We start from the raw sequence: 26,569 nt of genomic DNA on the forward strand, positions 1-26,569 counted from the left end.
CATGAGTAAAGTCATTGAGATTAGGCAAATTACCCGGGATTTTCCACTGGGAAATGAAGTGGTAAAAGTTTTAAAAGGGATTGACCTGGATATTGATAGAGGTGAATATGTAGCCATTATGGGCCCCTCAGGGTCGGGAAAATCTACCTTAATGAACTTATTGGGTTGCCTGGATACGCCAACTTCCGGAACCTATATCCTTAATGGAAAAGATGCGAGCCAAATGGGTGACGATGAACTTGCCGAAATTAGAAACAAAGAGATCGGTTTTGTTTTTCAAACCTTCAACCTGCTTCCCAGGACTACCGCTCTAGAGAATGTTGCTTTACCAATGATCTATGCCGGCTACAATAAAGCCGACCGAAAAAAACGTGCAGAAGAGGTTTTAACCAACGTAGGACTTGGAGATAGAATGGACCATAAACCCAATCAACTTTCGGGTGGACAACGTCAAAGGGTAGCCGTAGGAAGGGCTTTGGTGAACAAACCATCTATAATTCTTGCCGATGAACCTACCGGAAACCTGGATTCAAAAACTTCATTAGAAATCATGAATCTTTTTGATGAAATTCACGCTGCGGGGAATACCGTAATTTTGGTTACTCACGAAGAGGAGGTTGCAGACCACGCCCACCGGGTAATTCGTCTTCGTGACGGGATAGTAGAAAGTGATGAACGAAAAGAGGTTTTAAGCCAATAAGTGATCAACAAGATAATTTTCTCCCCAGAAATTCCTTAAATCAGGTTTTTATTCTGACTCAAAAAAGGTTTCATAAAAGCCAGACTTCTGCATTTTTTGGAAATCACCAAGGTGTTTTTTGAAATTACAATGGCGGCTGATTTCCACATCTGGAAGCTTCGAAGAAAGAGGATTATTCTTAACTTTGGAATCTAAATAATCATCAAAATGAAGCATAAATTTGGAATTTTATTGCTTGCACTTGCAAGCATTTTTATTTCCTGTAATGATCAGGAAAAAGAAGCGAATACTAACCAGGAACAAACTGAAACCACAAAGAATAGTTCTGTTAAGGTAGATGAATTCGCAGATATTAAGATTCTTAGGTACGAAATACCGGGATGGGAAAATCTGGACCTCAAGGAGCAAAAATTAGTTTATTATTTAACCCAGGCAGGCCTTTCCGGGCGAGATATTATTTGGGCTCAAAACTACAAACACAATCTAAAAATTAGAAAAGCTTTAGAGAATGTGTATGCTAATTACGAAGGCGACAAAGATTCTGAAGATTGGAAAGCTTTTGAAACCTACCTGAAACGAATTTGGTTTTCTAACGGTATTCATCATCATTACTCTAATAATAAAATCAAGCCGGATTTTGATAAAGAATACCTGCAATCATTATTATCAGAAACTAATACAGAACTTAGTGGTGAGCCTTTAGAAGTTATTTTTAACGACAAGGACGCTAAAAAAGTAAACTTAGATGAAGCTGAAGGTTTACTTTCTGGATCTGCCACCAATTTTTACGGAGCGGATGTAACCGCTGATGAAGTTGAAGAATTTTATGCAAATAAAAAATCCCCTAATCCTGAGAAACCGCTTTCTTTTGGTCTCAATTCTAAACTTGTCAAGGAAAACGGGCAATTAAAAGAACAGGTCTACAAGGTTGGTGGCCTTTATGGCGATGCAATTTCTGAAATTATCAAATGGTTAGAAAAAGCTGAAGCAGTTGCCGAAAACGAAAAACAAGCTAATGCTTTAGGACTTCTCATAGAATATTATAAAACCGGAGATCTTGAAGTTTGGGACGATTATAATGTTGCCTGGGTTGAAGCCACAGAAGGAAATATCGATTATATTAATGGGTTTATCGAAGTGTATAATGATCCCTTAGGTTACCGTGGTTCTTATGAGAATATTGTGCAGATAAAAGATTTCGATATGTCTCAAAAAATGAAAGTTTTGGAAGATAACGTGCAATGGTTCGAAGACAACGCCCCTATCATGGATGAGCACAAAAAAGAAGAAGTAGTTGGCGTAACCTACAAAACCGTTATTGTTGCAGGGGAAGCTGGAGATGCTTCACCCAGCACGCCCATTGGTGTAAATCTTCCTAATGCAAACTGGATAAGACAGGAACACGGAAGTAAATCGGTTTCTCTAGGTAATATTATTAACGCCTATAGCAAAGCTGGCGGAAGCGAAAAACTTAAAGAATTCTCTCACGATGAAGAAGAGATTGAGCTAAGTGAGCAATACGGCGAACAGGCCGATAAATTGCATACTGCACTCCACGAAGTAGTGGGCCATGCATCGGGTAAAATCAACCAGGGAGTTGGCCAGACCAAAGAAACCTTAAAAAGTTATGCCTCTACTATGGAAGAAGGTCGTGCTGATTTAGTAGGACTTTATTACCTGATGGGTCCAAAATTAGAAGAATTAGGATTAACAGATGATCATTCGAAGCTTAGTAAAGCGGCTTATAACGATTATATCAGGAATGGAATGCTGGGCCAATTAACCAGGATCGAGATGGGCGAAGACAATGAGGAAGCTCACATGAGAAACAGGATGTGGGTAAGTTCCTGGGTTATTGAAAAAGGGAAAGAAGATGGAGTGATCGAAAAAGTTAAAAAAGAGGGAAAAACTTATTACGACATAAAAGATTACCAGAAACTTAGAGAACTTTTTGGAGAGTTATTACGTGAAACTCAAAGAATTAAATCTGAAGGTGATTACGAAGCTGCCAAAAACCTTGTAGAAAATTATGGTGTAAAAGTAGATCAGGAAATTCACAAAGAAGTTTTAGAACGAAATGCAGTCTTTAAGTCAGCGCCTTACAGCGGTTTTGTAAATCCTGAGCTAGTAACCGAAACGGACGAAAATGGTGAAATTACGACTATTAAGGTAACTCAGCCCGAAAGCTTTGAAAGTCAAATGCTGGAGTATTCAAAGAAATATAGCTTTTTAAAGGAAGACGCCGGAGCGGAATAAACAACTTCGGAACAAGCTCACGAATCATTATTATTGAAAAATATAATTTGATTTCGAGGCAAGCCTCGGAGCATTTAATCTCGATTATCGAGTAATTGAATTATCATAAAAATTATTAAGAAACGAAAATTTCAATTTCCTTCTTCAATTTTTCTGTAAAATCTAAAGCCACGAATACAATATGTTTTCGTGGCTTTTTTATTAGAAAAATATTCAAGACGCTTATTTGAAATATCTGTTCTAAAAAATTCAATTTATACTTTCTTAACGAATTTGGTCAAAATAACAATTTGTTGTCCTTCTACCTTTCCTTCAATTTGTTCTGCATTGTTGTGTACTAGAGAAACCCTACGCACAGCCGTTCCGCGTTTAGCGGTTAAACTACTGCCTTTCACATTTAAATCTTTAGTAAGCACCACGGTGTCACCGGCTTCGATTACTGCACCATTACTGTCTTTATGAATAAATTCCGGTGTAGTGTTTTCTTCGGAAATCAACTGGGATTTGGCAAAAGCTTTTAACTCGTCTTCCATATACATCATATCAAGCAAATCCTGAGGCCAGCCTTCGGCTTTTAATTTTGTCAGCATTTGAAAAGCCGTTACCTGAACAGCAGGAACCGTGCTCCACATAGAATCGTTTAAACAACGCCAGTGGTTTACCTCAACTTTATCAAAATCTTCCAGCTGTTCGGTGCAAACCTGGCACGCCATAAAACTTCCATCGGTAACTTCACCCGGGAAATTTTCAAGACTATAAACCTGTAAATTATCTGTAGCACTACAAAGTTCGCAGGTACTATCGCTGCGTTTCCTTAATTCTTGTTCTAAACTCATGAGTGATTTTTGAAGTCGCGAAGATAGGATATTATAAACCTGAGCTGATATTTTTATTACAAAAAGGCTGACAAACCTTTAAAAATCCCTTTCTTTATTCCTTTGCTTCTTCAATATATTGTTTCACCCGTTCTTCCAAAATAGGCAACGTAACCACACCCTGCTCTAAAATCACTTCGTGAAAATCGCGAATATCAAAATCACTCCCAAGGGCTTCTTCTGCTTTTTTACGCAATTCCCTGATTTTAATTTCTCCTATTTTATAGGAAACTGCCTGTCCCGGCCAGGAAATATAACGATCTACCTCTGTATTAATATTATGCATAGAAAGTGCGGTATTCTTCTCGAAATATTCTACCGCTTCTTCCCTACTCCAACCCATTGCGTGAATTCCTGTATCGATAACTAATCGGCAAGCACGCCATTGTTCGTAAGTAAGCTTACCAAACATCTCGTATGGCGTAGTGTAAATCCCCATATCTTCAGCTAAAAATTCGGAATATAAGCCCCAGCCTTCTCCATAAGCCGATAAGTACATATTTCTTCGGAACTTTGGAATACTGTCGCCTAATTCGGCATTTAGAGCATTCTGTAAATGATGTCCCGGTACCGCTTCGTGGGCGGTTAAAGAAGGTAAAACATATAGCGGACGATTGGATAAATTATAAGTATTCACCCAATAATAGCCCGGCTGGGTTTCATTTGAAGCGCCAATATAACGCCCCGTGGTATACTTTGGCGCTATAGCATCAGGTACTTTTGTCACTCCATAAGGTCTTCTGGGTAAGGTTTTAAAATAAGCTGGAAGTTTAGCATCAATGCGCTTAGCGATATCACGTGCTTCCATTAATAATTCGTCCCCGGTTTTAGCGTAAAATTGTACGTCGGTTCTTAAAAAATGAATGAATTCTTCGAAACTACCCTCAAACTCAACTTCAGCTATTATTTTTTTCATTTCTGAATTAATTCGCGCTACTTCCTCTAAACCAATTTGATGAATTTCCTCTGCTGTCAGATCTAAAGTAGTATAATAATCCAGCCTGTTTTGATAATATTCCCTTCCATTTGGAATTTCAGAAACGCCTAAACTTTTTCGCGTATTTGGTAGATATTCAGTTTCAAAAAATGTTTTAATTCTTTTAAACTGGGGAATCACATTCTTACCAATTGCCTCTTCTGCGGCTTTTAAAACAGAATCTTTTTGCACTTCAGAAAGCGTTTTCGGAAGATTTTCAAAAGGTTCATAGAAGTAGCTTTCTTTTGGATCTTCCACGATTTGGTCGTTATAAGTAGATTCGTATCCTTCAAAAATTATTCTGGGCTGAGTATTTCCTTTTTGTAATCCTTCACGCAATAAGACGAAATGCTGATCTACATAAGTGGGAATCGCATTTAATTTATTCAAATATGCTTTTACCTGATTATAATTATTTAAATCTCTAACCTGGTAAGCAAGGCTTAAATGAAATCCCGAATCTGAAAGCAACGGATTTAAATAAGCTTCGTATTTATAGCGATCTACGGTTTCCTGAAGCTTGAATTTTAGCATTTCCAGAGAAATCTTTTCGGTTTCACTTAAAGAATCGGCCTTTATTTCCTGGAGTTGCTCCAACTGCTTCTCAGCAAATTCCGATTCTTCTTTGTAATATTTCTCGGTAAATAATCCCAAAGGAAATTCTTCCCGATCGTAGGCTTTATGATCATCCATTTCCTCAATAATAGTTTTTAAATTTTCTGAAGCTTCCTGCGCAGTTAAGGTAGGAATACATAAAAAAGCGAGGGTGAGAGTAAATATTTGTTTCATAGAAAAATTGAAGTTTTGATAAAGATAAGGTTTCTGAAGAAGTTTGTATGGAATTTGGTTTGCCAGGAATACACGGCTATTCTTAATCTCTAGCTGGTAGTCTTTAGTTTGTAGAATTTATATTACAAATATCGTCTAATAACTAAATGCTAATTTACAGAGCCTTTTGCCACGAATACACGAATGTTTTGTCTTATTCCTTATTCTTTTCTCTTGATTCTTGGTTCTTGGTTCTCAAAAAATCTAATTCCCTAAAATTCGGGTACCTAACTGCGATAATAATTCCTTTGCGTCACCGCGTGTTTTTTCGGCTTCTATGGCTTTGATTTCGCCATTTTCCTCGATCAGTTTATAGCTAAATGCAAAGTCGGCATCTACTCTGGCTATCGGACTTAAAGTCCCAAAACGAAGATCATTAAAATAAATTTCTCCATCTCTTTTTGAAATGGTATACCAACCTTCCGAAATATTGATAAGCCGTTTTACATTTCGCTTTTCGATCCAGTCACCAAGCAATTGATGGTTTTTATGATGTTTCACAAACGCTATTGGTTGGGTATCAAAAATTGAATAGTTCCCAATTAAATATGCATCTTCCACCTCCACATTAGCCGACCATAACACGGCATTTAACGGGGAAGGTTTTGTTTCAATTTTATAATAGGCAATATCCTGGTTTTCCAAAGCTTCCGTAAACTTATAAAACGTGTAAAGTTTTAGGGCCGGGGTAATAACCAACAAATAAATACTACTTATTAAGAGGCCAAGATTATTTAGTTTTCTTCTTTTTTTAGTTCCTTTTGCTTGTCGCATCGCCAGGATTAAGAACACTAAAAATGGCAAAGTGTATAAAGGGTCTATTACAAAAATATTCTTATACGCCAAACGGACTTCCAGGGGCCAGAATAACTGTGTTCCCCAGGTTGTATGAGAATCCAGAAGCGGATGCGTAAAAAAGCCCCAAAACATCAACCAGGACCAATTTTGCCAGGTGGCAATAGATTTCTTTTCAATCTTTGAAATGAGCCAACCAAAAATGGGCGCAAAAAGTATAGAAAATACGATGGAATGTGTAAAGCCACGGTGAATTTCAATAGCGGTAATAGTATCGGTAAAGGTGCTTGCAAAAGTATCCAGGTCGGGAATTGTGCCCGCAATGGCTCCATAAAGCATCGCTTTGTTCCCAACTTTTTTCCCGAGAACCGCTTCGCCAACGGCTGCGCCTAAGACTATTTGTGTTAGTGAATCCATTTATATTTTTTCCTTTAGCTTCATTCTCTTTGACAATTTAGACCCTGAAATAAATTCAGGGTGACGATGCTGTTAATCATCAACAATCTCCATCTTCCTTAGAAGGAATGAGGCATTCATATTCTGGCAAATTCCATCTTTAAATTTATAATCAAAATGCAGCTCATCATTGATAATTTCAGCATCAAAATAATGGTTTTTCACCTGACTTAATTCTGAAGTGATTTCGCATAAACTCAAATCGTGCGTAGCGATAATTCCGGTTGAATTAGAGTTCACCAGTTTCCTGATAAACTTTTTAGAGCCAATAGCTTTATCGCTACTATTGGTTCCTTTTAAAATTTCATCAAGAATAATAAAATATCGATCGGTTTTAATTTCGTCTACTATAAACTTTAAGCGCTTTAATTCTGAAAAGAAATAAGATTCGTCGTCACTTAACGAATCGCTGGTACGCATACTGGTAATGAGTTTAATCGGCGAATACTTACAGGCTTCAGCACAAACCGGAAGTCCAATATTGCTCATTAAAATTTGAAGGGATACCGTTCTTAGAAACGTACTTTTCCCTGCCATATTCGCGCCGGTAATAATAAAGAATTCTTCGTCTCCAATCGTAAAATCGTTAGCAACCCTCTTTTTAGGATCTAAAAGTGGATGCGCCAATTTGATAGCTGAAATACCTCTTTTTTCGTTTACAATTTCAGGAAAAACATAGTTTGGATGATTAAACACGAAATTCCCCAGGGAATTATAAGCATCGGTAAATTCAATGACCTCAAACCATTTTTCGACGTTTTGGCGGTATGCTGAAATCCATTTTTCTAATTTATAACTCTGGCGAAGATCCCAGAGTAAAAAACCGTTGCCAAAAATGCCGAAAATCATATTGTTTCGCTGGTCTAATGCATCGATCGCTTTGGAAAATTCTTTGAAAATTGCGGATGCCTTTTTCTTTTCTGAATGAATAAGCGACTGGTTTTTCTTTAAAATTTCTGAAGAAAAATCTTCTTTTTCAAGAAGTTCCAGCAACAAATGATATTGATGAAAAGTATCCTGAACTTTACTTACGCTCCCCGAAAGTAAATTGATTTTCTTCAGGTAAATTCCTGTAAAAAGTAAGCCGGCTAAGAACCACAGAAAAAGATGAATTCCCTTTAAATAATCAAAAGAATAACCCGCGATCACTAGAATGGAAATCACCGAAAAGACAGTGGGCAACCATTTCATATAATTCGGAACAAAATTCTTATAATTTTTAAACCATTTAATGACGGTTTTTGATGGGGTCTCAGTTTTTACCAATCTGGCTAAGGCCGTAAATTCCTGTCTCCATTCAGCTTTAGTTGCAAGTTCTTTAACGGCTTCCTGTTTCTGAGAAATATCTTCTATGCTATTTTCAGTAAAAATACCAGCAAGCTTTTTAGTACCTTCATAAAGTGCGGTTCGGTTGGAATACTGGAAAAAGGAACCCCTTCCAAATAAGTCGATATCCTGGCTGTAAGGATGAACGGGATTTTCAAATTCACTGCCTTCGGGTAAATCCTGAAAATTCCGGGTTTTTAAAATATCAATTTCCAGTTCGTTTAGCTTGATGATTTCCTTTTGCTTATCACTCTTATCTTTAAGATTGCTGTGCCTGGAAACCAGGAATAAAAAAAGTGCAATCCCACCAATAACTACAGGAACGATCACATTCATATTTCCGAAAAAATAATAGATCGTAAAACATATTGCTAGAAAAATGAAAAGCCTGATTAAACTGGAGACCAGCAATTTTGTAGAGATCTTGCTTAATTCCTGCTGGTGTATTTCTTTTTGCTTTGAATAAAATTCTAATGGGTTATTCATCTAAATCTTTAAGTTCTTGTTGTTGCTTTTTGGTTAATCCCGCTTCTACCAAATTGTAAGAATCGTCTACTAATTGAAAAATAAAATCGGGCTTTAAGTGACCATCCAGGATCACTGTGTTCCAATGCTGTTTGTTCATATGGTAACCGGGTAAAATATTATTCTCGTATTCTTCCCGCAATCTTATAGCTTCTTCTGGATCACATTTTAAATTTACACTAAGCGGAATCGCATCAAGACCGGCCAAGGCAAACATCTTGCCCATAACTTTAAAAACCAGCGTATCTGGACCAAAAGGTAAGCCTTCTGTCACGCCTTTTTTACTGATGCAGTAGTTTCTAAGGGTTTCGATGTCCATATATTTAAGAATTGTCATTTCCGTGAAGACGGAAATCTATCTAATAATCAATATGCTAGATCCTGAAACAAGTTCAGGATGACGTCACCGTCTAATTTTCAATCTTCGCCTGATTTCTATCTTCTAAAGTCAGCGCGGTATAATCTAGCTTCCAACCTATGGTTTCCACTATTTTTTCCATCAATAAAATAGTATCCAGCGCCTCTTTTCTCGCCTGGTCTAAAAGTCCGCTTTGGGGAATTTTATCAACTATATAGTTTTTGGCGTCGCGGTTAATATCAGTAAGATCTGAAGTAGTGAACGGATTTGCCCATCCCTCGCGCTTATCATAATATTTAAAATCTGTTTCTACAGTAAGTAATTCGGGCTGCGGAAAATTGGTGAGCACAATGGTTTTCTTTTCATTCTCGCTATTCATTCGCACTTTACTAAGGTCAAAACCTACGTGCGCTTTGGCATTAACCAACACTATGGCCTTTTTCTTTCCTAAGAGCAAACTCAGGTATTTTTCTTTTAAATTCTCGTAATGATAGACTTCAGAAAAATCGCCTTCAACGGTTATAAATTTGCAAACACTCCTTATTTTATCCATAATCACCAAGGACTGCTCATTGGTTTTAAGCTTTGATTTCTCCTTATTAAACCTGGCAAAAATAAAATAAGCCACGACCGCTCCCACGGCCAATCCGATAAATAAAAATTCCATATTAATTTCCTATTTCTCCCAAATGAGTGAACTTGAAGCCTTTTTCATACTTGAGCCCGTAGCCTAAAATACGATCAAAAGCCGCGTGTGAAAACAAAATTACACCTATTAATTGAAATACTTCATTTTGCAGGTAAAATCCCAGGAACCAGATTGAAATCGCAAATCCTTTATGATGAAAAAGGTTATAAATTAAAGCACCAATTTTATTATTGAAGAGATATCCAAGCATTCCAAAATCTGGTGTAAAAAATAAAACTAAAAACCACCACCAGGCAAAGTCTAATCGGCTAAAAGCGAAGATTCCCAATATTAACATTCCGAGTTCTTCAAGTGCGAGTGTTATTTTCATAAGAATTTATATAAAACAGGTTTTGAGGGGCTGGCATCGTTTTCAAAAGAAGCTATTTGCAGGTTTAGCAAATAATCCCCATCCTCCATAGAATTAGGAACATACACAAGTTCGGTAATAGTAGCATCAAACCGAGTGTTTTTCGGGTAATTCCAAAAAGCTTTATGCGCCAATAATTTCCCGTCATCCTTTTCCTTATCTACCGAAGGTAAATCTATAAGCAAATGTTTTACACCGGAATTTCTAAGATAAACCGCGGCCTCTTCACTAAGATAAGGCCAATTGGTATGTGAATATTTTTTAGTCTGCTTTTCCCTGAAATTGGGCAGCGTGCGTATAATTAAAGCTTCCGTTTCATTCGGCTGAATTTTCTCCCTCAAAATTGCCTCGGAAATCACCTTATCTTCTCCTCTTGTTTCAGGCTCTACTGAAATCAGTTTAGAAAGAAAGAAGAAAGTTTTTAAGGTTTGATTGACGCTGTAAAATTCCCTGGAAATATGCCCTACACATTCGGTATGCGTACCGTGAGCGTGCGGATTAAACTGAATATTATTAAAATTAACCGAGGCTCCTTCTGAAACTTTCCCAATAAAATCACCGTCTTTAACCGGATTTATTTTAGGAGCATCTAAATACCAGGCCACCGGGTTTTTAGCATCGCCCCGCAAACCAATGGAAATATCAATTGGTTTGGAAAGATCGGTTTCGTAAGTTTTCCTGTTGAGTTCTATACTTGCTTTCACAAGATAAATGTATTAAAAAGTTTCTGCTATTAAATATGAAAATGGAATAATAAGAATCTTTGGCAAATGTCATCTGATTGTCATCCAGAACTTGTTTCAGAGCCTGCCCCGATTTTATTCGGGGATCTAAGTTTTTAGTAACTAGAACATGTTAGAAGCTGAAATAAATTCAGCTTGACGAGGTTTGAGTTTGTTGTATAGTTTTTAAATTGAAAGTCAAAAACTAGCATTTCTTAATCCAGGAAAAACAAATCTGCAGCAATCCCGTCGCTTAAAAATTTCCCTTTGGAAGTAATATGATAGATCCCATTTTGTTCCCGAAGTAGATCTTCCTTTTGTAACGGTTTAGCAAGTTCCAAAAAATGGGCTTTATATTTTTCTCCAAACTTCCCGGAAACCTCAGCAAGCTCTACTCCAAATTTTGTGCGAAGCCGCGTCATTACATATTCGTTGTATTTATCTGAAAGCGATAAGGTCTCAGTTTCTTGGGGAATTTTATCATTTTCCAGGGCTTTTATATATAAAGGATTATTGGAGATGTTCCATTTCCTGGAATCCCCATCATAAGAATGCGCGGCAGGACCAATACCTAAATAAGGTTTCCCCAGCCAATATGCAGTGTTGTTTTCTGAAAAATAATCAGGCTTGCCGAAATTAGAAAACTCGTAATGTTCAAAACCATTTTTTGTAAGGGTTTCCACCAGGATTTCGAAATGAAGTTTAGCGGCTTCATCATCTACCGGTTTTATTTTTCCTCTTTCAATAAATTTTTGAAGCGCGGTATTCGGTTCTACGGTAAGTGCATAACTGGAAATATGAGGCACGCCAAGTTCAAGTGAAATTTCTATATTTCGTTGCCATCGTTCCGCACTCATTCCAGGGATTCCGTAAATAAGATCTATAGAAATATTATCGAAATATGATTTTGCGAGTTTTATACTTTTTAAAGCTTCCTCGGAATTATGCGCGCGGTTCATCAGCTTTAAATCTTCTTCAAAAAAAGATTGAACTCCGATACTCAACCGGTTTATTTTTGAAGCTTTCAACATTTTCAACTTTTCTTCGGTTAGATCGTCGGGATTTGCTTCCAGGGTAATTTCAGGATTTTCAGCAATCTTATAATTCGCATAAATTGTCTCAAAAATTTGCTGAAGTTCCTCCGCTTCTAACAAACTGGGAGTTCCGCCACCAAAATAGATCGTCTGGATTTCAGGAGAGTTAAGCTCATTTTTCCGCAGCACTAATTCCCTACATAACATTTCCACAAGCTTTCCCTTCTTTTTTAAAGAGGTAGAGAAATGAAAATCACAATAGTGACAAGCCTGCTTACAGAAAGGAATGTGAATGTATAAGCCCCCTCCGCCCCCAAAGGGGGAACCCGTAGATTCCTTCTCGCTACTATTGGTTTTCATAGAATATAATCTCTTTATTTTTTGGAATTTTTTCCCCTTAGATTTACCGAACTAACTCCCCCTTTAGAATCTGGAGAGCTATTTTGCTTTACAAAAGCAGCCCAACCCGAATAGCTTTTCCCCACTTCGGTTATACCTGAATTGTAAAAATGACAAACCGCAGCTGCAAGTCCGTCGGTTGAGTCGAGATTCTTTGGTAATGATTTCAAACCTAATAAACTTTGCAGCATTTTTGCCACCTGCTCTTTACTGGCATTCCCATTCCCGGTAATTGCCATTTTAATTTTCTTGGGTAAATATTCAGTAATTGGTATTTCTCTTGAAAGTCCGGCGGCCATAGCCACGCCCTGTGCCCTTCCCAGCTTAAGCATAGATTGTACGTTTTTACCAAAAAACGGGGCTTCAATTGCAATTTCATCTGGATGATAAGTATCTATCAACTCTATGGTACGTTCAAAAATCAATTTTAGTTTAACGTAATGATCGCTGTATTTACTTAGCTGCAACTCGTTTAGCTGCATAAATTTCATCTGCTTGTTTTCCACTTTTATGAGTCCGAAGCCCATAATGGTGGTACCGGGATCAATTCCTAAAATGATTCTTTCGCTTTTCAAAATACTTTTTTCAATTTAAAATTCACCAAATTATAGGTAGCTTAGCAAAGCTAAGCAATTTCATTTCCTTACTCGCTAAGCGAGATTTCAAATACGCCATAGTTAAGATATTTTCTCTTTCTACTGCTCTTCAATTTGCAGTGATTTGATTTACTTTACAGGGAAATTAAGACTTTAAAAACCGAGTATGTTCATCTTTGTTATAATCTGTATTTGTTATTCGGTTTTAATGCTAATGCTGCTTTACGGCTGGAAAAAAATTCCTGAATTCTCTTCGGAAAGTTCCCCTGCGGAAATCCGGTTTTCGATCATTGTTCCTTTTAGAAATGAAACTGAAAATTTACCGAATTTATTGAATTCCTTATCCCAGATAAATTATCCTGAATCTAAGTTTGAAATACTCCTGGTGAACGATGAATCTGAAGATAATTCGGTGGAAATCATCGAGGAATTTCAGGAGAATCATTCAGAATTCGGTGTAAAACTTTTAGAAAACAAACGGGTTTCCAATTCTCCAAAAAAAAACGCCATTAACACTGCGATTAATTCTGCTAATTTTGAATATATAATTACCACAGATGCCGACTGTAAGATTCCTAAAAACTGGTTAAAAAGCTACAATGATTTTATCCTTAAAACCGGAAATAAACTCATTGCCGGGCCGGTGGCTTTAAGTTCTCTTCCAACAGCAAACACAAATATAAAACGTAAAAATATCTTAAGGAACTTTGAAGAGTTAGATGTTTTAAGTCTGCAGGCATCTACTGCCGGAGCCTTCGGTATCGGGAAAGCATTTATGTGCAATGGCGCAAATTTATGTTATGAGAAAGATGCCTTTTTAGAAGTTTCAGGGTTTACCGGAAATGATAACATTGCAAGCGGTGATGATGTTTTTTTGCTTCAAAAATTTCAACAGGAGAATTATAAAATCGGGTTTTTAAAAAGTAAAGAAGTACTCGTTTATACCAAACCTCAACAAAGTTTTGGTAATCTGGTGTCACAGCGAATTCGTTGGGCTTCTAAAGCGCCGGCTTATAAAGGTTTATTTGCAAAATTCACAGGAGTAAGCGTACTTTTGATGAACCTAAGTCTTGTGATCGCTCTTTTTTTAGTCTTCTTTCAAATCCTGCTCTACCAGCCTATTTTGATTATTTTTCTAGTAAAATTTAATCTTGATTTTATTCTGATCTACAGTTCAGCTAAATTTTTTCAGCGAGAAACAGTATTGCGAAGTTATTTTTGGAGCAGTATCTTTTATCCTTTTTTTAGCACTTACGTCGCGGTTAAATCCCTATTTTCGGACTTTTCCTGGAAGGGAAGACAATTTAAAAACTAAAGATGAATTATTATATTTTAGATTATATCACCTCTGATAATTACCTGGAGGAAAGGGTGAAATACCGAAAAGAACACTTAAATCACGCCACCGAATATTTTAATGAAGGCTATTTAATACTTGGAGGAGCCATCGACTCGGCAAACGAAGCGGTATTAGTTTTTAAAGCCGAAAGTGAGAAAATCGCGGAAGCTTTTGCTAAAAATGACCCATATGTAAAAAACGGACTTATTAAAAGCTGGTCGGTAAAAAAATGGAATGTGGTGATTGGTAATTAAATTGATACTGAAAGAAGATCTTCACCTAATTCGTGAATCGCTTTTTCTATTCTTTTTGCTCTTTCTTCTGATGCATTTGCTTTTCCACTGGCATATTGCCTCATAAGTGAAGGATTTATACCGGATTTTTCGGCGATAGCAGAAATTTTTATTGGAAGAAGCTTAAAAAATGAAGCTATATCCAGCCTATATTCAAATTCAGTTAAACCTTTAATTTCATCTAACCATTCTTCATTAAGATCTTCTGCTACTTCTATATAATCCTCAAACGCAACTTTGAGATTTTGTTTTAATTCATCTAATGAATTTCCAAAAGCACTTACTCCGCCTGGGATATTTTGAGTACTTCCCCAGTAAGTCCCATCCTCGGCCTTTTCAACATATACATTAATCTTTTTCATTGTAATTTACTTAATTCCGGCTTGTTTTAAAATTGAATTCACCGTTCCCTTAGGAAGATCTTTTTTAGGATGCGGAATGGTAACAATCCCTCTCTTTTTAGGATGTTTAAAATGATGGTGACTTCCTTTTGTTCTTACGAGGTACCAACCATCTTTTTTAATTGCTTTAATTAAGGAAACCGAATTTACTCTTTAAATTTATAACAAAAATGTTATATAACAAAACTGTTATATGTGAATTGTTACTCAGCCTTAATAACAATTGGCATTTTAAAAACAGTTGAAACCGGTACGCCACGTTTACTCGCCGGGTAAATTTTTGGAAGAGAATCTATGCTTTGGTCTAACCACATTCGCAATTCTGGCAATTGATTATTTAAGGTAGAATCTATTTTAACCGAATCGATCTCTGGACGGCCCGCACTGTTTATTTCCAGGTAAAGATAAAGCGTATCGTATATAGATTCTGTAACTACCGGTTGTTGTTTAGAAAGATAAGCATAAATATTTTCGGCCACTTCCCGCTCAAAACATTCCCGGGCCGCAAGTAGTTCGGTTTCGTCCTGGCAGTCTTCAAAAGCAGGGTATTCGTCTACTTCTTTCCAATTAAGTGTTCGGGATTCCAGTTCCAGCACCTCTTCAGAAGAAATTTTCTTGGTCTCAAAATTACAGGAGGAAATTAGTAAAAGTGCAATTACAAATAATCCACGCCGAAACAAAATCAAAATGGAATGGCAGAAGAAATAAGACTTAAATCTTGAGATAGGTTTCAGAGCATTTAAATCTCGATTATCGAGTAAAGCTTTTTTCATTGGCAAACGCACTTGGACTTTAAGCAAAAGTAAGGAAAATTAGGAGAAAGCCTGGCGAAAATAAAAAGCTAATCTTCTATTGCATCCAGTTTTAAAGACTTTATTTCTAACTGCCAGGCAGACTCATCAAGATCCAGGTTTTTATACTCTAAAAGATATTTATTCGTCTTTGATTTCAAACCATCCACGGCTCGTAAAAGTTGATGATTTAAATCCATAATAAAACCATGTTTCAAGTTTTTGTCTGCATAGATATTGTAAACAAGCCGGTTATATTTCACCGCTGGCTGCTTATAAACCAAAGCTTTTGTTTCTTCTAAAAGTTCGTTCATGCTCAGTTTTTGCTCTTCCAAATAGATATTTTTATCGGCGTCTACAAAAACATTGATTTCAAAAGCTTCCTGGGAATGCCCTGTATTGGCAATGAGAAAAAGACTAAAAAAAAGTAAAGTGATTTTAAATTTCATAGGTGTTGATTCAAAGTTATTTTCAAATGCTCGATGGGGAAAATTAAATTAATTCTCAGCTAAATGCATCTTTTTCTTCAGGTCGCTTGCCCGGGTTTTCGCCCTGTATAACATTCCATCGTTACCAATGGTTTCATATTTATTAAAATAAGCCAGGTAATATTTTATAACGGTTGAATCGTCAGCCATATAATTATCGGCAGCTACGGCCCGTTCGTATAAAGCTCTCTCTTTATCTGGGTTTTCTTCCAGGGCTTTATTAAAATAATCTAACGCGTCTTTATATTTTTCCTGCATCTTATAGGTTAGTCCCAAACTCAAATATTCGGCATCTACCGGTTGCTTCTTTATAAGAATAGACATTAATAAATGGGTTTCAGATTTATCAAAATCCCCGGTTAGGGCATATAATTTCCCGAGAGTATAATGTGTATCTGAATTTCGGTCTTCGATCTCCAAAGCTTTATTATAGTTTTTAATTGCTTTTTCATACTCATTAAGTCGATAATACGCAAACCCAAGTTTACTATAGATAAATTCTGAATCCTGCCCAATTTCTATCAGCTTTTCATAAGGTTGAAGCGCTTCTTTATAAAGCTTCAGTGAAGAATAGGTTTGTGCCAGGATGGAAAGCAAGGAAGGATTGTTTGGATTCACCTTCAATCCTATTTTACTAAAGTGCTCAGCCATCGTATACTGACGGTGCTTTAATTTATCCTTTGCCAGCTTATAAAGTGCACCCTGATGCGTGTTATCTAAGGCTATAGTGAACATAAAATAACTTATTGCCGTACTATCTTTTAACTTCTCCTTGATCAAACCTAGCTGATATTTAAAATTGGCATTATCGGGATATTTCTCGGTTAGATCTTTAAAAAGACTATCGGCTAACTTTAGTTTCCCACTTTTCACCAGTAATTCGCCATAATCTATTGTGGTTAAAACACGGTTGGGGTTTTGACTTAAAACTTTTTTATAGTTCTCAAGTGCAATCTCCGGTTGCCGGTTGGCAGCATAATTTTTAGCCAGTTTTAAGTAGGTTTTCTCTGTTTGAGGAGCTATTTCCTGAAGTTTTTTTATGGCCTCAGCATATTCTCCCACGGCATACAAACTGTCTGAAACAGCCAAAGCCGAAGTTTGAGCTTCGGCTTTAAAGGCTACTAACATTAAAATAATTATTAGACTAACTCTATTCACTGCTACCTACTTGAAAAACTATAGGAAGAGAATACATAACACTTATGTCTTTACCATCTTGTTTCCCCGGCTGCATCTTTGGAAGTTCAGAAATAACTCTTATGGCTTCTTCCTGTAAAGCTGGATGTGAAGCTCGTGCTTTTACATCTACTACTTCTCCGGTTCTATCTATTCTAAATTGAGCAATTACGCGATTAACACCTTTTAAGTTTAATTGTTTTCCTAAACCGGTATTAAAATTTTTATTTACAAATTGGGAAATCTGGCGACTCATACATTCTTTTCTCTCCTCATTAGTACTTAGGTTTTCACAACCAACAAATACCGGCACATCTTCTACTACTGCAAATGGCACCCCAACTTCTTTTTCTGTAACGATAGGCGGCAATGGCGGTGGTGGTGGCGTTGATCCCTTTTCATTTTGACTCATCGCATCTAGAATTTCAAATAATTGCTGCTTTTCGGTGTCTGATAATTTCTTACCATCATCAATGGCCATTTTAATTTCTGCTAATTGTTCTGAAATGGACTGATTCTCTTCCAGACCTTCTCTATTTTCTGAACAGGAAACATAAGTCAGCATCATAAAGAGTAAAGGCAGCACAAATAAATACTTGAATTTCGCAATTGTTTTTGATCTTGATTTTTGTAACATAATAATTCGTTTTTTGATTAATGAATGATTAAAAAATTGATTGATGAATGAAATATTCTGCGTGTTAAACGCGGTGTTAAGCAACTGTTCATAATAGCTGCGTTTGGTTGTGGTTTTCACCACGTTTGCATCGGCGATGAACTCGTGCAAAGTGGCAATCCTGCTTTGGTAGATATAAACCAGCGGATTAAACCAAAATATAATCTTTAAAGCTTCAAAAAATACCAGGTCCAGGCTATGCCTTTGTTTTACGTGAACTAGCTCGTGAGACAAAATTTGCTGCTTTTCTGCTTCAGATAATTTATCACCTAAAAAGATGGTTTTGAAAAAAGTACAGGCAATGTTTGAGTTTGGAACTTCAATAATTCGTAGCTCTTTATCTTCTGAAATTCTTCTAAAACGGAATAGATGATTTAAGTTTTGATATTTTTTCAGCAATAAAATTAAGCTAAGTACCACTCCTGAAACATAGGTTACCAGCCACCAGTTTATTTGTAAACCCTGCTCCTGCACTAAGTTTACAGCAGGCAATTGCTGAATATTCTCTGGTTGTCCGCCAATATAAACTTCGGGAAGCAAAACCTGTGAAAGTGCAGAAATAGAGTCTGCCGGAACAAGCGCCGATAAACTTTCAAATTTCAATAATGGCAGTAAAAGTGAAACAAGCGGTGTTACTAATAAATACAGCCTGTTTATCGTAAAAAATGTCTCTTTTTTTAGCAGCAGTTCATACATCAGCAAAAAACCGAGTTGAAACATAACTACCTGAAGTATATAATCTAACATTACTTTTCTTTTTTATTGATTTCTTTTAAAATGGCTTCCAGGTCTTTAGTGTCCATATCGTTTTTCTTCATAAAAAAAGAAACCATACTTTTAAAGGAGCCGTTAAAATAATTGTTCATCAATTTATTGATGCTTTGATTGCTATAAGTTTCACGAGCCAAAAGCGGAAAATACAAATAGCCCTTCCCTTTCTTTTCGTGATCTACAAAACCTTTGTCTTCCAGGATTCTCACAATGGTAGAAACCGTATTATAAGCCGGTTTAGGCTCTGGCATTTCTTCTATTATTGAAGCGACATTGGCTTTCTCCAGTTTCCAGAGAATTTGCATAATCTCTTCTTCGGCTTTGGTTAGTTGTTTCATAATTAATGTTTGTCATTTCCGCGCAGGCGGAAATCTCTTATTATATTCATTTGTCATTCCCACGCAGGTCGAATCTATATCCAAACCTTTAATTCTTATTCCACGTCAAGCTGAATTTATTTCAGACTTTATCCCGAATTAACTCGGGATTCCAGGATTAATTGAAACTAGATCTCCGAATCTATTCGGAGCAGGCTCTGAAACAAGTTCAGGATGTCGTAAAATTCAAGTTCAACACTGCTAATATAAACTAACATTTTAGTTTAACCTAATAATTTAGTTAAAACTTCTTCGGAATTAAATTATATTTGATAATCAAAACATTTAAAAGACTATGGATCTAATATTATTTGGAGTTGGAGCGGTTTTAATGATCCTTGGAATTCTGGGAAGTTTTTTACCGGTTTTGCCCGGTGTACCGTTTAGTTGGGTGGGATTATTGCTTCTTTATTTAGCACCGTCTGTCCCTATAAATTATTGGGTTTTAGGCATCGCTTTTGTCCTCGCTGCCATAATTTATGCCCTTCAACTTATTATTCCGGCAATGGGAACAAAAAAATACGGCGGAAGTACAGCCGGAATGTGGGGCGCTACTATTGGATTGGTAATCGGGATTTTTGTTCCAATCCCGCTGGGAATAATAATAGGAGCTTTTGCAGGAGCCTTTATTGGGGAAATTATTAATAAATCTGATTCTAAATCGGCTTTACGGGCAGCCTACGGATCTTTTATTGGTCTTCTTGCTTCTACATTTATGGAGTTGGTAGTAGCGGTAGGATTTTTAATTTTCTTCAGCTATAAAGCCTGGGAATTTAGGGAATTGATATTTTAAAAAAGAGGCTGTTTAAAAATGGTTTAACTAAAGTCTGGTAAATTTGGGCTAAACAAAATGAGATGTAAAACCTGTTATTTTTAAACAGCCTCTGCAAGCATCTTAATGTGCTACAAAAACAGCCTTTCTTTTCTTGAGCTGCTGGTCAAGTTCGAAGATGGTTTTTTTGATGGCTAATTCAAAACTTTCTTCTGTAGAGGAAGCAAAAATCCTGGGGCCGGGAGCACTAAGCTCGATCTCACAAATTTTTGATCTTCCCGTTGGGTCATTTTCTTCTTTAAAATAAACTTCGGCTCTAATAAGCCATTCATATTTTTCTGATAATTTATCTAAGTGTTCTGATACAAATTGAGTTAAATTCTGACTTCCTTTTGTTTTTATAAATTGAATATTGATGAACATAGTAGTAGGTTTTAATTGTTAGTTCAAAATTAAGTTTAAGGTTTCTTATTAAATATGATAAAGGTCACTTTGGATTCAATTAGACCAAATCATAACGATCAATTTATGAGTATTCAGGCCGCTTGTCGGTATCTTTTATATACTCTGTAATTTTAAAAAGTTCTAACCTGTTTAACCTGAAGGCTTTTACAAAACTTGCGATTTCATCTTCCAAATGTTCGTGTTCCATTCTAAAAACCCTGGAATCTTCCATTTTTTCAAGAATCATTTTTCCTATTTGCTGCCTATGCTTATCAGTTTTCTCCAATAGATCCTGGCAACGCTCTTTTAATTCAAGAAGCTCATTCTTCATTTTTGAGGCCACCTTATAATTTTCATCTTTATCTATCCATATAAAATAGCTATCTAAAAGTTTATGTAGAAAAGTGAGATCGTCCCTGAAAAAATGTAAATCTGAATTCCAGTGTTTAGTGAGCGTATAGAGCTGCTCCATATTGGCTTCGGCAATAAAATCACCTTTTGGCCTTTTCCTTATACTTTCCATAATTAATAGTTTTATAATACATTGAAATTAATATAATACGATCTAAAAAAGTATGATTTTCGTCAGTCGCAGGTAAGTTTAATTCGCCAATTTCAGGAACTTTAAAATTTGGGATAACACTAATGAAGCAAACCCAAAAACCACGATAATTATAAAGTGATTCGCTGAAAGTGGTACCAGTGATAGAGCTTCTGACATTAAAGGAATATGATAAACCAGCACCATAGTTAAAACCGAAAAAACCAATGCTCCCCAAACCCACGGGTTGGTGGTAACTTCATTTTTCAGGAAAGATATTTTTCGTCCGGGTAGATTAAAGACATTCAGTAACTGACCTAAAATAAGGGTATAAAAAGCAATATTATTTACCATAATAGCACTTAGACCCATTTTAAAATGTGTGTAGGCCACAACGCCAATTACCGCCGCTGTAATACTTAAACCATATAAAACTGTAGCGGTCCAGAGTTTTTTAGTAAGTATTGGCTCCTGCGGATCCCTGGGAGGATCTTTCATAATGTTTGGATCTCCTTTACCCACACCCAGCGCTAATGCCGGGAAAACATCGGTTACCAGGTTTAGAAAAAGTATTTGGAGCGGAAGTAAGGGCATGGGCAAGTTACTAAAGGATGCCAGGGCTACCGAGATTATCTCTGCCAGGTTACACGAAAGTAAAAAAATCACAAATTGCCTGATATTTTCAAAAATGGTACGTCCCTGTCTTATGGCAAGCTCGGTAGAGGTGAATTTATCGTCCATCAGGATCACATCGGCAACTTCCTTGGCAGCCTCGGTTCCTCTAATTCCCATGGCAATGCCGATATCTGCTTTTTTAAGGGCCGGGGCATCGTTTACCCCATCTCCCAGCATTCCCACAATCGCTTTATTTTTTTGATAAAATTCTACTAAATCTAATTTTTGGCCGGGAACCATTCTTGCGAAAATTCCCGCCCGCATCAAGGTCATTTGTTTATCTTCAGGTAAACTGCCTATTTCTTCGAGATCGGCACCATGTACAACCATTTCTTCAGGGGCGTCTTCAGCTATTAACCCAATTTCCTCTCCTATTTTTCTAGCAGTATCAGGATGGTCGCCGGTTACCATTACCACCCGTATTCCCGCGTTTTTATAAGTTTCAATTGCTTGTTTAATATCCTTTCGCGGCGGATCTAAAAATCCTAAAATTCCCACGAAGGTGAGATTATTCATTAAATCTTCATAATCTGGCTTTGCATCAGTTTGTTTAAAAGCAAAAGCCAGAACACGCATACCTTCGGCTGCAATTAATTTTGACTGTTTTTGCCATTCCTCTTTATCCAGAAATTTCTTTGCCCCATCTTTGGTTAAAATGAAATCACAGGAATCAAGCAAAGCCTCCAAAGCTCCTTTCACACAAATTAAATATTTGCTTTCAAAATTATGTAAAGTGGCCATTTTTTTGATTTCAGCATCAAAAGGAACCTCCTGTATTTTCGGATATTTTTGCTGAAGTTTTTTATAATCAAATCCCATCTCGGCAACAAATTCAACTAACGCGATCTCCACGGCATCTCCAGTGAATTTATTATCTTTTAATTTTGAATTATTACAGAGGCTACCAATTTGTATCAGTTTTTCAAAAGCAGGATCTGTTTTGAAATTTGCAGCTTCGGTTGCCGGAAAATCTAAAGTGCCCAACATTAAATGGTGAACGCTCATTTTATTTTCGGTAAGTGTGCCAGTTTTATCGGTGCAAATTATCCCGGTTTCGCCTAAAGTTTGAACCGCCTCCAATTTTTTAATCACTACATTCTTTTTAGAAAGTCGAAGCATTCCCCTTGCAAGAGCTATGGTGGCCACAATGGGCAAACCTTCAGGAATTGCTGCTACCGCTAAGGCAATTCCGGTTTTTATCATCAACATTAAATCTTTGCCCTGGAAGTAGCCGGTTATTACAATTAGCATAGCTAGAATTAACGTGAGCCATATAAGCCATCTGCTTAATTTTTTCAACTTTTTTTCTAAAGGCGTACTTTGCTTTTTAGCACTACTGGTGAGTTCGCTAATACGGCCAATTTCGGTATTAATTCCTGTTGCTATTACAATGCCCTTTGCTTTTCCCCTAACCGCAATCGTACCTTTATATAACATATTTTTACGATTGGCCAGAGGAACTTTTTCGGGAAGTGTTTCAATATTTTTTTCTATCTGATTACTTTCCCCGGTGAGAATAGCTTCTTTTACCGCAAAACTTTCGGTTTTCAGCATTCGGCAATCGGCAGGAATAACATCGCCACTCTCCAGAATTACAATATCACCGGGAACCAATCCTGCCGCCTTAATTTGCTCTTCCTTACCACTACGCAAAACATTGGCCTGAGTTTCTACCATTTTCTGCAGAGCTTCTACTGAGCGAAGCGCCTGCCATTCCATAAAAAATCCAATAAGCGCAGTAATAAGGATCACTATTAAAACCGCCGTGCCTTCCAGCCATTCGCCAAAGAAATAAGCCAATGCCATCGCGGCAGCCAGAATATAAATTATAGGATCAAGAAATTGCTCTAAAAATATGAGTCCGATATTTTTAGATTTCGATTCTTTTAATCGATTAGCTCCGTGTTTTTCTAATCTTGATTTAACTTCAGAACTATCTAATCCTTTATTGGGATCTACATTAAATTCCGACAAGATTTTTTCAACAGCGAGCGTGTGCAGATCTTTAGACATTTCTTAGTATTTTACTCGATAATCGAAATTAAATATTCCGGGGATTGCCTCGAAATCAGATTATATTTTCCAATATCAATGCTTCCTGAGCCTGCCCCCGAAGTTGTTTACTGCCCGGCCTCGGCCTTATTAATATTCTCTATTCCTTTTAAAAGTGCATCAGGATTAAACGAAATACTATCTATTTGTTCTTTTACCAGAAATGAAGCGAATTCGGGGAAATCACTGGGCGCCTGCCCGCAAAGTCCTATTTTCTTCCCGACTTTCCTGGCTTTTTGTATCGCTTTGGAAACCATTTCTTTAGCAGCAGCATTATTTTCATCAAAAACACTTACCATTAATTCTGAATCGCGATCAACACCCAGCGTGAGTTGTGTGAGATCGTTAGATCCTATGGAAAATCCGTCAAAATGTTCTGCAAATTCTTCAAGGAGAATTACGTTAGAGGGAATTTCAACCATCATATAGATTTCAAGGGAATTCTTTCCGCGCTCCAAACCGAATTTTTTCATAAGCTTTATTACGGATTTTGCTTCTTCAATCGTTCTGCAAAAAGGAATCATCACTTTTAAATTATCAAGACCCATTTCTTCCCTAACTCTTTTAATAGCTTTGCACTCAAGCTCAAAAGCTTCTTTATAGTTAGGATGAGGATAACGCGCAGCGCCTCTAAAACCAAGCATAGGATTTTCTTCTAAAGGTTCAAATTGACGGCCTCCAATTAGGTTTGCATATTCGTTACTTTTAAAATCGCTAAGCCTAACAATTATTTCTTTTGGGTGAAATGCGGCCGCCATTACGGCTATTCCGCGGGATAATTCTTCAACAAAAAAATCACTTTTATTTTTATATTGCCAGGTAAGTTCGTCTATGGTTTTTTTTGCAGCTTTTTCTTTAACCTCATCATATTTTACCAAAGCCATTGGGTGAATTTTTATTTTATGGGTAATTATAAATTCCATTCGTAATAATCCAATTCCTGTATTTGGATAAAAAGAAAGTTGAAAGGCCCGGTCTGGATCTGATAGAATGAATTTAGCTTCGGTTTTTGGAAGTGAAATTTTTCCAAAATCAATTTCCCTGGTATCAAACTCCAGGGCACCTTTATAAATAAAACCGGTTTTGCCTTCACAGGAAACGGTAATCATTTCCCCGTCTTTAATTTTTGTAGTAGCATCGTTTGTACCCACTATGGCCGGCACACCAAGTTCGCGGGCTACAATTGCCGCATGACTGGTTCTTCCGCCTCTATCGGTTACAACTGCAGCTGCCAATTTTAATAGCGGATCCCAGTCTGGGCTGGTGTTATTGGTAATAAGAATCTCCCCGGGATTTAACTTATGTCCTTCTTCAGGTGACTTCAAAAATCGCGCTTTACCGGTGGCGATGCTGGAACCAATAGCGCTTCCGCTAGTTAAAATTTCGCCTTTTTGCTTTAGGTGATATTCAATATAAAGGCGTTTATCTTCATCCTTATGTACCGTTTCGGGGCGGGCCTGGGTAATAAAAAGTTCGTTGGTTAAACCGTCTTTTGCCCACTCCACATCCATTGGGCGGTTATAATGTTTTTCGATAAGTAAAATCCATCGGGAAAGTTTAATTACCTCATCATCACTTAAAACAAAACTATCCTGTTTTTCGAGCGGAGTTTCAATGTTCACTGTTGAAGAATGGCCGCTGGATTCGGCATAAACCATAGAAAGTTCTTTGTGCCCCAGTTTTTTCTGAATAATCGGATTTTCAGCTTTATCAATAGTTGGTTTAAAAACATCAAATTCGTCTGGATTCACCAATCCCTGCACAATATTTTCACCTAATCCCCAAACACCGGATAAATGAATAATATTTCTGAAACCAGATTCGGGTTCGAGGCTAAAACCAATCCCCGAGCAACTAATATCAGATCGAACCATCTTTTGTACACCTACCGAAAGTGCTATTTCGTGATGCAAAAAGCCCTGGTCTTCTCTGTATTTAATAGCCCTATTGGTATAAAGGGAAGCAAAACATTTCTTAACCGCCTCAAGCAATGCTTCGTTTCCTTTAATATTTAAAAAGGTGTCATGCTGGCCGGCAAAACTCGCACCCGGTAAATCTTCGGCCGTGGCACTACTTCTCACGGCAACCTGGATGTTTTCTCCTTTTCCCAAATCGTTATATGCGGCAACAATTTCTTCGGAAAAATCTATGGAAAATTCTCCCCTTAAAATCAGCTCCCTGGCTTCAGAGCCAATACTGCTAAGGTTCTCATAATTCTTCCTATCAAGTCTTTTCAATAAACTTTTTATGTCTTCTTCAATATTATTCGACTTTAAAAAGGCCCAAAAACCTTCTGAAGTGGTAGCGAAACCATCTGGCACCAGAACACCTTCAGAAGATAATTCGTTATACATTTCGCCCAGAGAAGCATTTTTCCCGCCAACCTTTGTGACATCTTTTATAGATATCTCTCTAAATTTTTTAATGAATTTCATAAGCTTAATTTTTATTGTAACACGAGTTCATAACCCATATTGAGTAGGAAAATTCCCAATAGGAAAAGCAGTACATAAATTGTCTGTACAAATTTGAAATTTAATACAGCAAGTTTGCGCGTAGTAGATTCAGGAAAAACAAAGAGGCCAAGACCTATAAAAAGGGAGGTCCAACCCAGGGCGGTTATTATAAACTTCCAACTTAGTTCCCAGATATTGTGAAATAAAATGTTGAGTAAACCTATAATTATAGCAGCAAAGGCAGCCAATATCACAAATTTTTGATCTTTTAAATCTTCAAAAATTTGTTTTATTCTTTTAGGGTTGAAGCTTAGTACAAAGAAGAAAATTAAAAGGTACCAACCCCAGAATTTAGCGAGAAATAAGGAAGTATCCATCTTTTACAGGCCTTGGTTATTCTCTCAAAGTTAACC

The 26,569-nt window shown here is 36.9% G+C and carries 28 protein-coding genes; 5 read left to right on the forward strand and 23 right to left on the reverse strand.

Annotation, left to right across the window (positions count from 1 at the left end):
* The first annotated feature begins 1 nt into the window (after window position 1).
* Entirely contained in the window at window positions 2-700 is a 699-nt protein-coding gene (locus BM084_RS06945) for an ABC transporter ATP-binding protein (protein WP_093303858.1), read from the forward strand.
* A 48-nt stretch (window positions 701-748) separates the two neighbouring features.
* Here the strand turns inward: BM084_RS06945 and BM084_RS19150 are convergent, their stop codons facing one another.
* A complete protein-coding gene (locus BM084_RS19150) occupies window positions 749-916 on the reverse strand; it encodes a hypothetical protein (protein WP_177195670.1) in 168 nt (55 codons plus the stop codon).
* Here BM084_RS19150 and BM084_RS06950 point away from each other — a divergent pair.
* On the forward strand, window positions 908-2,956 hold the full coding sequence (locus tag BM084_RS06950; RefSeq protein WP_093303860.1) for a dipeptidyl-peptidase 3 family protein: 2,049 nt from the start codon (window positions 908-910) through the stop codon (window positions 2,954-2,956). The two genes, BM084_RS19150 and BM084_RS06950, sit on opposite strands and share 9 nt — an antisense overlap.
* A 254-nt stretch (window positions 2,957-3,210) precedes the next feature.
* Here BM084_RS06950 and BM084_RS06955 read toward each other — a convergent pair whose 3' ends face one another.
* From BM084_RS06955 to ruvC, 10 genes are all read right to left on the reverse strand, one after another.
* Window positions 3,211-3,792 (reverse strand): PhnA domain-containing protein, encoded by a 582-nt coding sequence (locus BM084_RS06955; protein ID WP_093303863.1) that lies wholly within the window; start codon window positions 3,790-3,792, stop codon window positions 3,211-3,213.
* A gap of 94 nt (window positions 3,793-3,886) precedes the next feature.
* Window positions 3,887-5,596: a DUF885 domain-containing protein gene (locus BM084_RS06960; RefSeq protein WP_093303865.1), complete on the reverse strand. Its 1,710-nt coding sequence runs from the start codon at window positions 5,594-5,596 to the stop codon at window positions 3,887-3,889.
* A 243-nt stretch (window positions 5,597-5,839) separates the two neighbouring features.
* Window positions 5,840-6,847 (reverse strand): metal-dependent hydrolase, encoded by a 1,008-nt coding sequence (locus BM084_RS06965; RefSeq protein ID WP_093303868.1) that lies wholly within the window; start codon window positions 6,845-6,847, stop codon window positions 5,840-5,842.
* Between the two features lie 72 nt (window positions 6,848-6,919).
* Entirely contained in the window at window positions 6,920-8,698 is a 1,779-nt protein-coding gene (locus BM084_RS06970; RefSeq protein ID WP_093303871.1) for a MutS-related protein, read from the reverse strand.
* Entirely contained in the window at window positions 8,691-9,056 is a 366-nt protein-coding gene (locus BM084_RS06975; protein ID WP_093303969.1) for an MmcQ/YjbR family DNA-binding protein, read from the reverse strand. Before BM084_RS06975 ends, BM084_RS06970 begins: the two co-directional genes overlap by 8 nt.
* Window positions 9,057-9,147: 91 nt before the next feature.
* Entirely contained in the window at window positions 9,148-9,762 is a 615-nt protein-coding gene (locus BM084_RS06980; RefSeq protein WP_075325928.1) for a DUF4230 domain-containing protein, read from the reverse strand.
* A 1-nt stretch (window position 9,763) separates the two neighbouring features.
* Window positions 9,764-10,114, reverse strand: a complete 351-nt coding sequence (locus BM084_RS06985; RefSeq protein WP_075325927.1) for a DUF4260 domain-containing protein — start codon at window positions 10,112-10,114, stop codon at window positions 9,764-9,766.
* Window positions 10,111-10,857 carry a cyclase family protein gene (locus BM084_RS06990; protein WP_093303874.1) on the reverse strand — a complete coding sequence of 249 codons (747 nt, stop codon included), beginning with the start codon at window positions 10,855-10,857 and terminating at the stop codon, window positions 10,111-10,113. Before BM084_RS06990 ends, BM084_RS06985 begins: the two co-directional genes overlap by 4 nt.
* A gap of 233 nt (window positions 10,858-11,090) precedes the next feature.
* Window positions 11,091-12,269: a radical SAM family heme chaperone HemW gene (gene hemW, locus BM084_RS06995; RefSeq protein ID WP_093303878.1), complete on the reverse strand. Its 1,179-nt coding sequence runs from the start codon at window positions 12,267-12,269 to the stop codon at window positions 11,091-11,093.
* A 14-nt stretch (window positions 12,270-12,283) separates the two neighbouring features.
* Window positions 12,284-12,883, reverse strand: coding sequence for a crossover junction endodeoxyribonuclease RuvC (gene ruvC / locus BM084_RS07000; protein ID WP_245764352.1), 600 nt, complete (start codon window positions 12,881-12,883; stop codon window positions 12,284-12,286).
* Between the two features lie 187 nt (window positions 12,884-13,070).
* On the opposite strand from ruvC, the gene BM084_RS07005 reads away from it, so the two are divergent.
* Together BM084_RS07005 and BM084_RS07010 are read left to right on the forward strand one after the other, a co-directional pair.
* Complete coding sequence (locus BM084_RS07005; RefSeq protein ID WP_093303881.1) at window positions 13,071-14,219, forward strand: glycosyltransferase family 2 protein; 1,149 nt, start codon at window positions 13,071-13,073, stop codon at window positions 14,217-14,219.
* Between the two features lie 2 nt (window positions 14,220-14,221).
* Window positions 14,222-14,497 carry a YciI-like protein gene (locus BM084_RS07010; RefSeq protein ID WP_093303882.1) on the forward strand — a complete coding sequence of 92 codons (276 nt, stop codon included), beginning with the start codon at window positions 14,222-14,224 and terminating at the stop codon, window positions 14,495-14,497.
* On the opposite strand, the gene BM084_RS07015 is transcribed toward BM084_RS07010, so the two are convergent.
* The 7 genes from BM084_RS07015 to BM084_RS07045 all read right to left on the reverse strand — a co-directional run bounded on the left by BM084_RS07015 (window position 14,494) and on the right by BM084_RS07045 (window position 19,177).
* Complete coding sequence (locus BM084_RS07015) at window positions 14,494-14,898, reverse strand: type II toxin-antitoxin system HicB family antitoxin (RefSeq protein ID WP_093303885.1); 405 nt, start codon at window positions 14,896-14,898, stop codon at window positions 14,494-14,496. The two genes, BM084_RS07010 and BM084_RS07015, sit on opposite strands and share 4 nt — an antisense overlap.
* A 6-nt stretch (window positions 14,899-14,904) precedes the next feature.
* Complete coding sequence (locus tag BM084_RS07020; protein WP_093303973.1) at window positions 14,905-15,069, reverse strand: type II toxin-antitoxin system HicA family toxin; 165 nt, start codon at window positions 15,067-15,069, stop codon at window positions 14,905-14,907.
* 71 nt (window positions 15,070-15,140) lie between these two features.
* Entirely contained in the window at window positions 15,141-15,710 is a 570-nt protein-coding gene (locus BM084_RS07025) for a hypothetical protein (protein WP_245764353.1), read from the reverse strand.
* Between the two features lie 68 nt (window positions 15,711-15,778).
* Window positions 15,779-16,177, reverse strand: coding sequence for an ExbD/TolR family protein (locus BM084_RS07030; protein ID WP_093303888.1), 399 nt, complete (start codon window positions 16,175-16,177; stop codon window positions 15,779-15,781).
* A gap of 48 nt (window positions 16,178-16,225) precedes the next feature.
* A complete protein-coding gene (locus tag BM084_RS07035; RefSeq protein ID WP_093303890.1) occupies window positions 16,226-17,344 on the reverse strand; it encodes a tetratricopeptide repeat protein in 1,119 nt (372 codons plus the stop codon).
* Window positions 17,345-17,366: 22 nt separating this feature from the next.
* Window positions 17,367-18,815 carry a M56 family metallopeptidase gene (locus BM084_RS07040; RefSeq protein ID WP_093303894.1) on the reverse strand — a complete coding sequence of 483 codons (1,449 nt, stop codon included), beginning with the start codon at window positions 18,813-18,815 and terminating at the stop codon, window positions 17,367-17,369.
* On the reverse strand, window positions 18,815-19,177 hold the full coding sequence (locus BM084_RS07045; protein WP_057482135.1) for a BlaI/MecI/CopY family transcriptional regulator: 363 nt from the start codon (window positions 19,175-19,177) through the stop codon (window positions 18,815-18,817). Before BM084_RS07045 ends, BM084_RS07040 begins: the two co-directional genes overlap by 1 nt.
* Window positions 19,178-19,511: 334 nt before the next feature.
* On the opposite strand from BM084_RS07045, the gene BM084_RS07050 reads away from it, so the two are divergent.
* Entirely contained in the window at window positions 19,512-20,009 is a 498-nt protein-coding gene (locus tag BM084_RS07050; RefSeq protein ID WP_093303896.1) for a DUF456 domain-containing protein, read from the forward strand.
* 102 nt (window positions 20,010-20,111) lie between these two features.
* Here the strand turns inward: BM084_RS07050 and BM084_RS07055 are convergent, their stop codons facing one another.
* The 5 genes from BM084_RS07055 to BM084_RS07075 all read right to left on the reverse strand — a co-directional run bounded on the left by BM084_RS07055 (window position 20,112) and on the right by BM084_RS07075 (window position 26,533).
* The gene (locus BM084_RS07055) at window positions 20,112-20,411 is read right to left on the reverse strand and encodes an HPF/RaiA family ribosome-associated protein (protein WP_075325918.1); all 300 of its coding nucleotides are present in this window, start codon (window positions 20,409-20,411) and stop codon (window positions 20,112-20,114) included.
* A gap of 103 nt (window positions 20,412-20,514) precedes the next feature.
* On the reverse strand, window positions 20,515-20,955 hold the full coding sequence (locus BM084_RS07060; protein ID WP_093303899.1) for a hypothetical protein: 441 nt from the start codon (window positions 20,953-20,955) through the stop codon (window positions 20,515-20,517).
* Between the two features lie 78 nt (window positions 20,956-21,033).
* Window positions 21,034-23,661: a cation-translocating P-type ATPase gene (locus BM084_RS07065; protein WP_093303902.1), complete on the reverse strand. Its 2,628-nt coding sequence runs from the start codon at window positions 23,659-23,661 to the stop codon at window positions 21,034-21,036.
* Between the two features lie 107 nt (window positions 23,662-23,768).
* Window positions 23,769-26,135: a phosphoenolpyruvate synthase gene (gene ppsA, locus BM084_RS07070; protein ID WP_093303905.1), complete on the reverse strand. Its 2,367-nt coding sequence runs from the start codon at window positions 26,133-26,135 to the stop codon at window positions 23,769-23,771.
* Between the two features lie 11 nt (window positions 26,136-26,146).
* A complete protein-coding gene (locus BM084_RS07075; protein ID WP_075325914.1) occupies window positions 26,147-26,533 on the reverse strand; it encodes a hypothetical protein in 387 nt (128 codons plus the stop codon).
* Window positions 26,534-26,569 lie beyond the last annotated feature (36 nt).

Origin of the sequence: Salegentibacter agarivorans (assembly GCF_900113135.1) — a bacterium.
GTDB classification, from domain to species: domain Bacteria; phylum Bacteroidota; class Bacteroidia; order Flavobacteriales; family Flavobacteriaceae; genus Salegentibacter; species Salegentibacter agarivorans.

Excerpts from the sequence above, each read along its gene's own strand:
- BM084_RS07075 (WP_075325914.1), bottom strand. The coding sequence starts at position 26,533 with ATGGATACTTCCTTATTTCTCGCTAAATTCTGGGGTTGGTACCTTTTA.
- hemW (WP_093303878.1), bottom strand. The coding sequence starts at position 12,269 with ATGAAAACCAATAGTAGCGAGAAGGAATCTACGGGTTCCCCCTTTGGG.
- BM084_RS06975 (WP_093303969.1), bottom strand. The coding sequence starts at position 9,056 with ATGGACATCGAAACCCTTAGAAACTACTGCATCAGTAAAAAAGGCGTG.
- BM084_RS06970 (WP_093303871.1), bottom strand. The coding sequence starts at position 8,698 with ATGAATAACCCATTAGAATTTTATTCAAAGCAAAAAGAAATACACCAG.
- BM084_RS07005 (WP_093303881.1), top strand. The coding sequence starts at position 13,071 with ATGTTCATCTTTGTTATAATCTGTATTTGTTATTCGGTTTTAATGCTA.
- BM084_RS06955 (WP_093303863.1), bottom strand. The coding sequence starts at position 3,792 with ATGAGTTTAGAACAAGAATTAAGGAAACGCAGCGATAGTACCTGCGAA.
- BM084_RS07035 (WP_093303890.1), bottom strand. The coding sequence starts at position 17,344 with ATGTTAGTAGCCTTTAAAGCCGAAGCTCAAACTTCGGCTTTGGCTGTT.
- ppsA (WP_093303905.1), bottom strand. The coding sequence starts at position 26,135 with ATGAAATTCATTAAAAAATTTAGAGAGATATCTATAAAAGATGTCACA.
- BM084_RS06945 (WP_093303858.1), top strand. The coding sequence starts at position 2 with ATGAGTAAAGTCATTGAGATTAGGCAAATTACCCGGGATTTTCCACTG.
- BM084_RS06960 (WP_093303865.1), bottom strand. The coding sequence starts at position 5,596 with ATGAAACAAATATTTACTCTCACCCTCGCTTTTTTATGTATTCCTACC.
- BM084_RS19150 (WP_177195670.1), bottom strand. The coding sequence starts at position 916 with ATGCTTCATTTTGATGATTATTTAGATTCCAAAGTTAAGAATAATCCT.
- BM084_RS07055 (WP_075325918.1), bottom strand. The coding sequence starts at position 20,411 with ATGTTCATCAATATTCAATTTATAAAAACAAAAGGAAGTCAGAATTTA.
- BM084_RS06965 (WP_093303868.1), bottom strand. The coding sequence starts at position 6,847 with ATGGATTCACTAACACAAATAGTCTTAGGCGCAGCCGTTGGCGAAGCG.
- BM084_RS06950 (WP_093303860.1), top strand. The coding sequence starts at position 908 with ATGAAGCATAAATTTGGAATTTTATTGCTTGCACTTGCAAGCATTTTT.
- BM084_RS07015 (WP_093303885.1), bottom strand. The coding sequence starts at position 14,898 with ATGAAAAAGATTAATGTATATGTTGAAAAGGCCGAGGATGGGACTTAC.
- BM084_RS07010 (WP_093303882.1), top strand. The coding sequence starts at position 14,222 with ATGAATTATTATATTTTAGATTATATCACCTCTGATAATTACCTGGAG.
- BM084_RS07025 (WP_245764353.1), bottom strand. The coding sequence starts at position 15,710 with ATGAAAAAAGCTTTACTCGATAATCGAGATTTAAATGCTCTGAAACCT.
- BM084_RS07050 (WP_093303896.1), top strand. The coding sequence starts at position 19,512 with ATGGATCTAATATTATTTGGAGTTGGAGCGGTTTTAATGATCCTTGGA.
- BM084_RS06980 (WP_075325928.1), bottom strand. The coding sequence starts at position 9,762 with ATGGAATTTTTATTTATCGGATTGGCCGTGGGAGCGGTCGTGGCTTAT.
- BM084_RS07030 (WP_093303888.1), bottom strand. The coding sequence starts at position 16,177 with ATGAAATTTAAAATCACTTTACTTTTTTTTAGTCTTTTTCTCATTGCC.
- BM084_RS07045 (WP_057482135.1), bottom strand. The coding sequence starts at position 19,177 with ATGAAACAACTAACCAAAGCCGAAGAAGAGATTATGCAAATTCTCTGG.
- BM084_RS07040 (WP_093303894.1), bottom strand. The coding sequence starts at position 18,815 with ATGTTAGATTATATACTTCAGGTAGTTATGTTTCAACTCGGTTTTTTG.
- BM084_RS07065 (WP_093303902.1), bottom strand. The coding sequence starts at position 23,661 with ATGTCTAAAGATCTGCACACGCTCGCTGTTGAAAAAATCTTGTCGGAA.
- BM084_RS07060 (WP_093303899.1), bottom strand. The coding sequence starts at position 20,955 with ATGGAAAGTATAAGGAAAAGGCCAAAAGGTGATTTTATTGCCGAAGCC.
- BM084_RS06985 (WP_075325927.1), bottom strand. The coding sequence starts at position 10,114 with ATGAAAATAACACTCGCACTTGAAGAACTCGGAATGTTAATATTGGGA.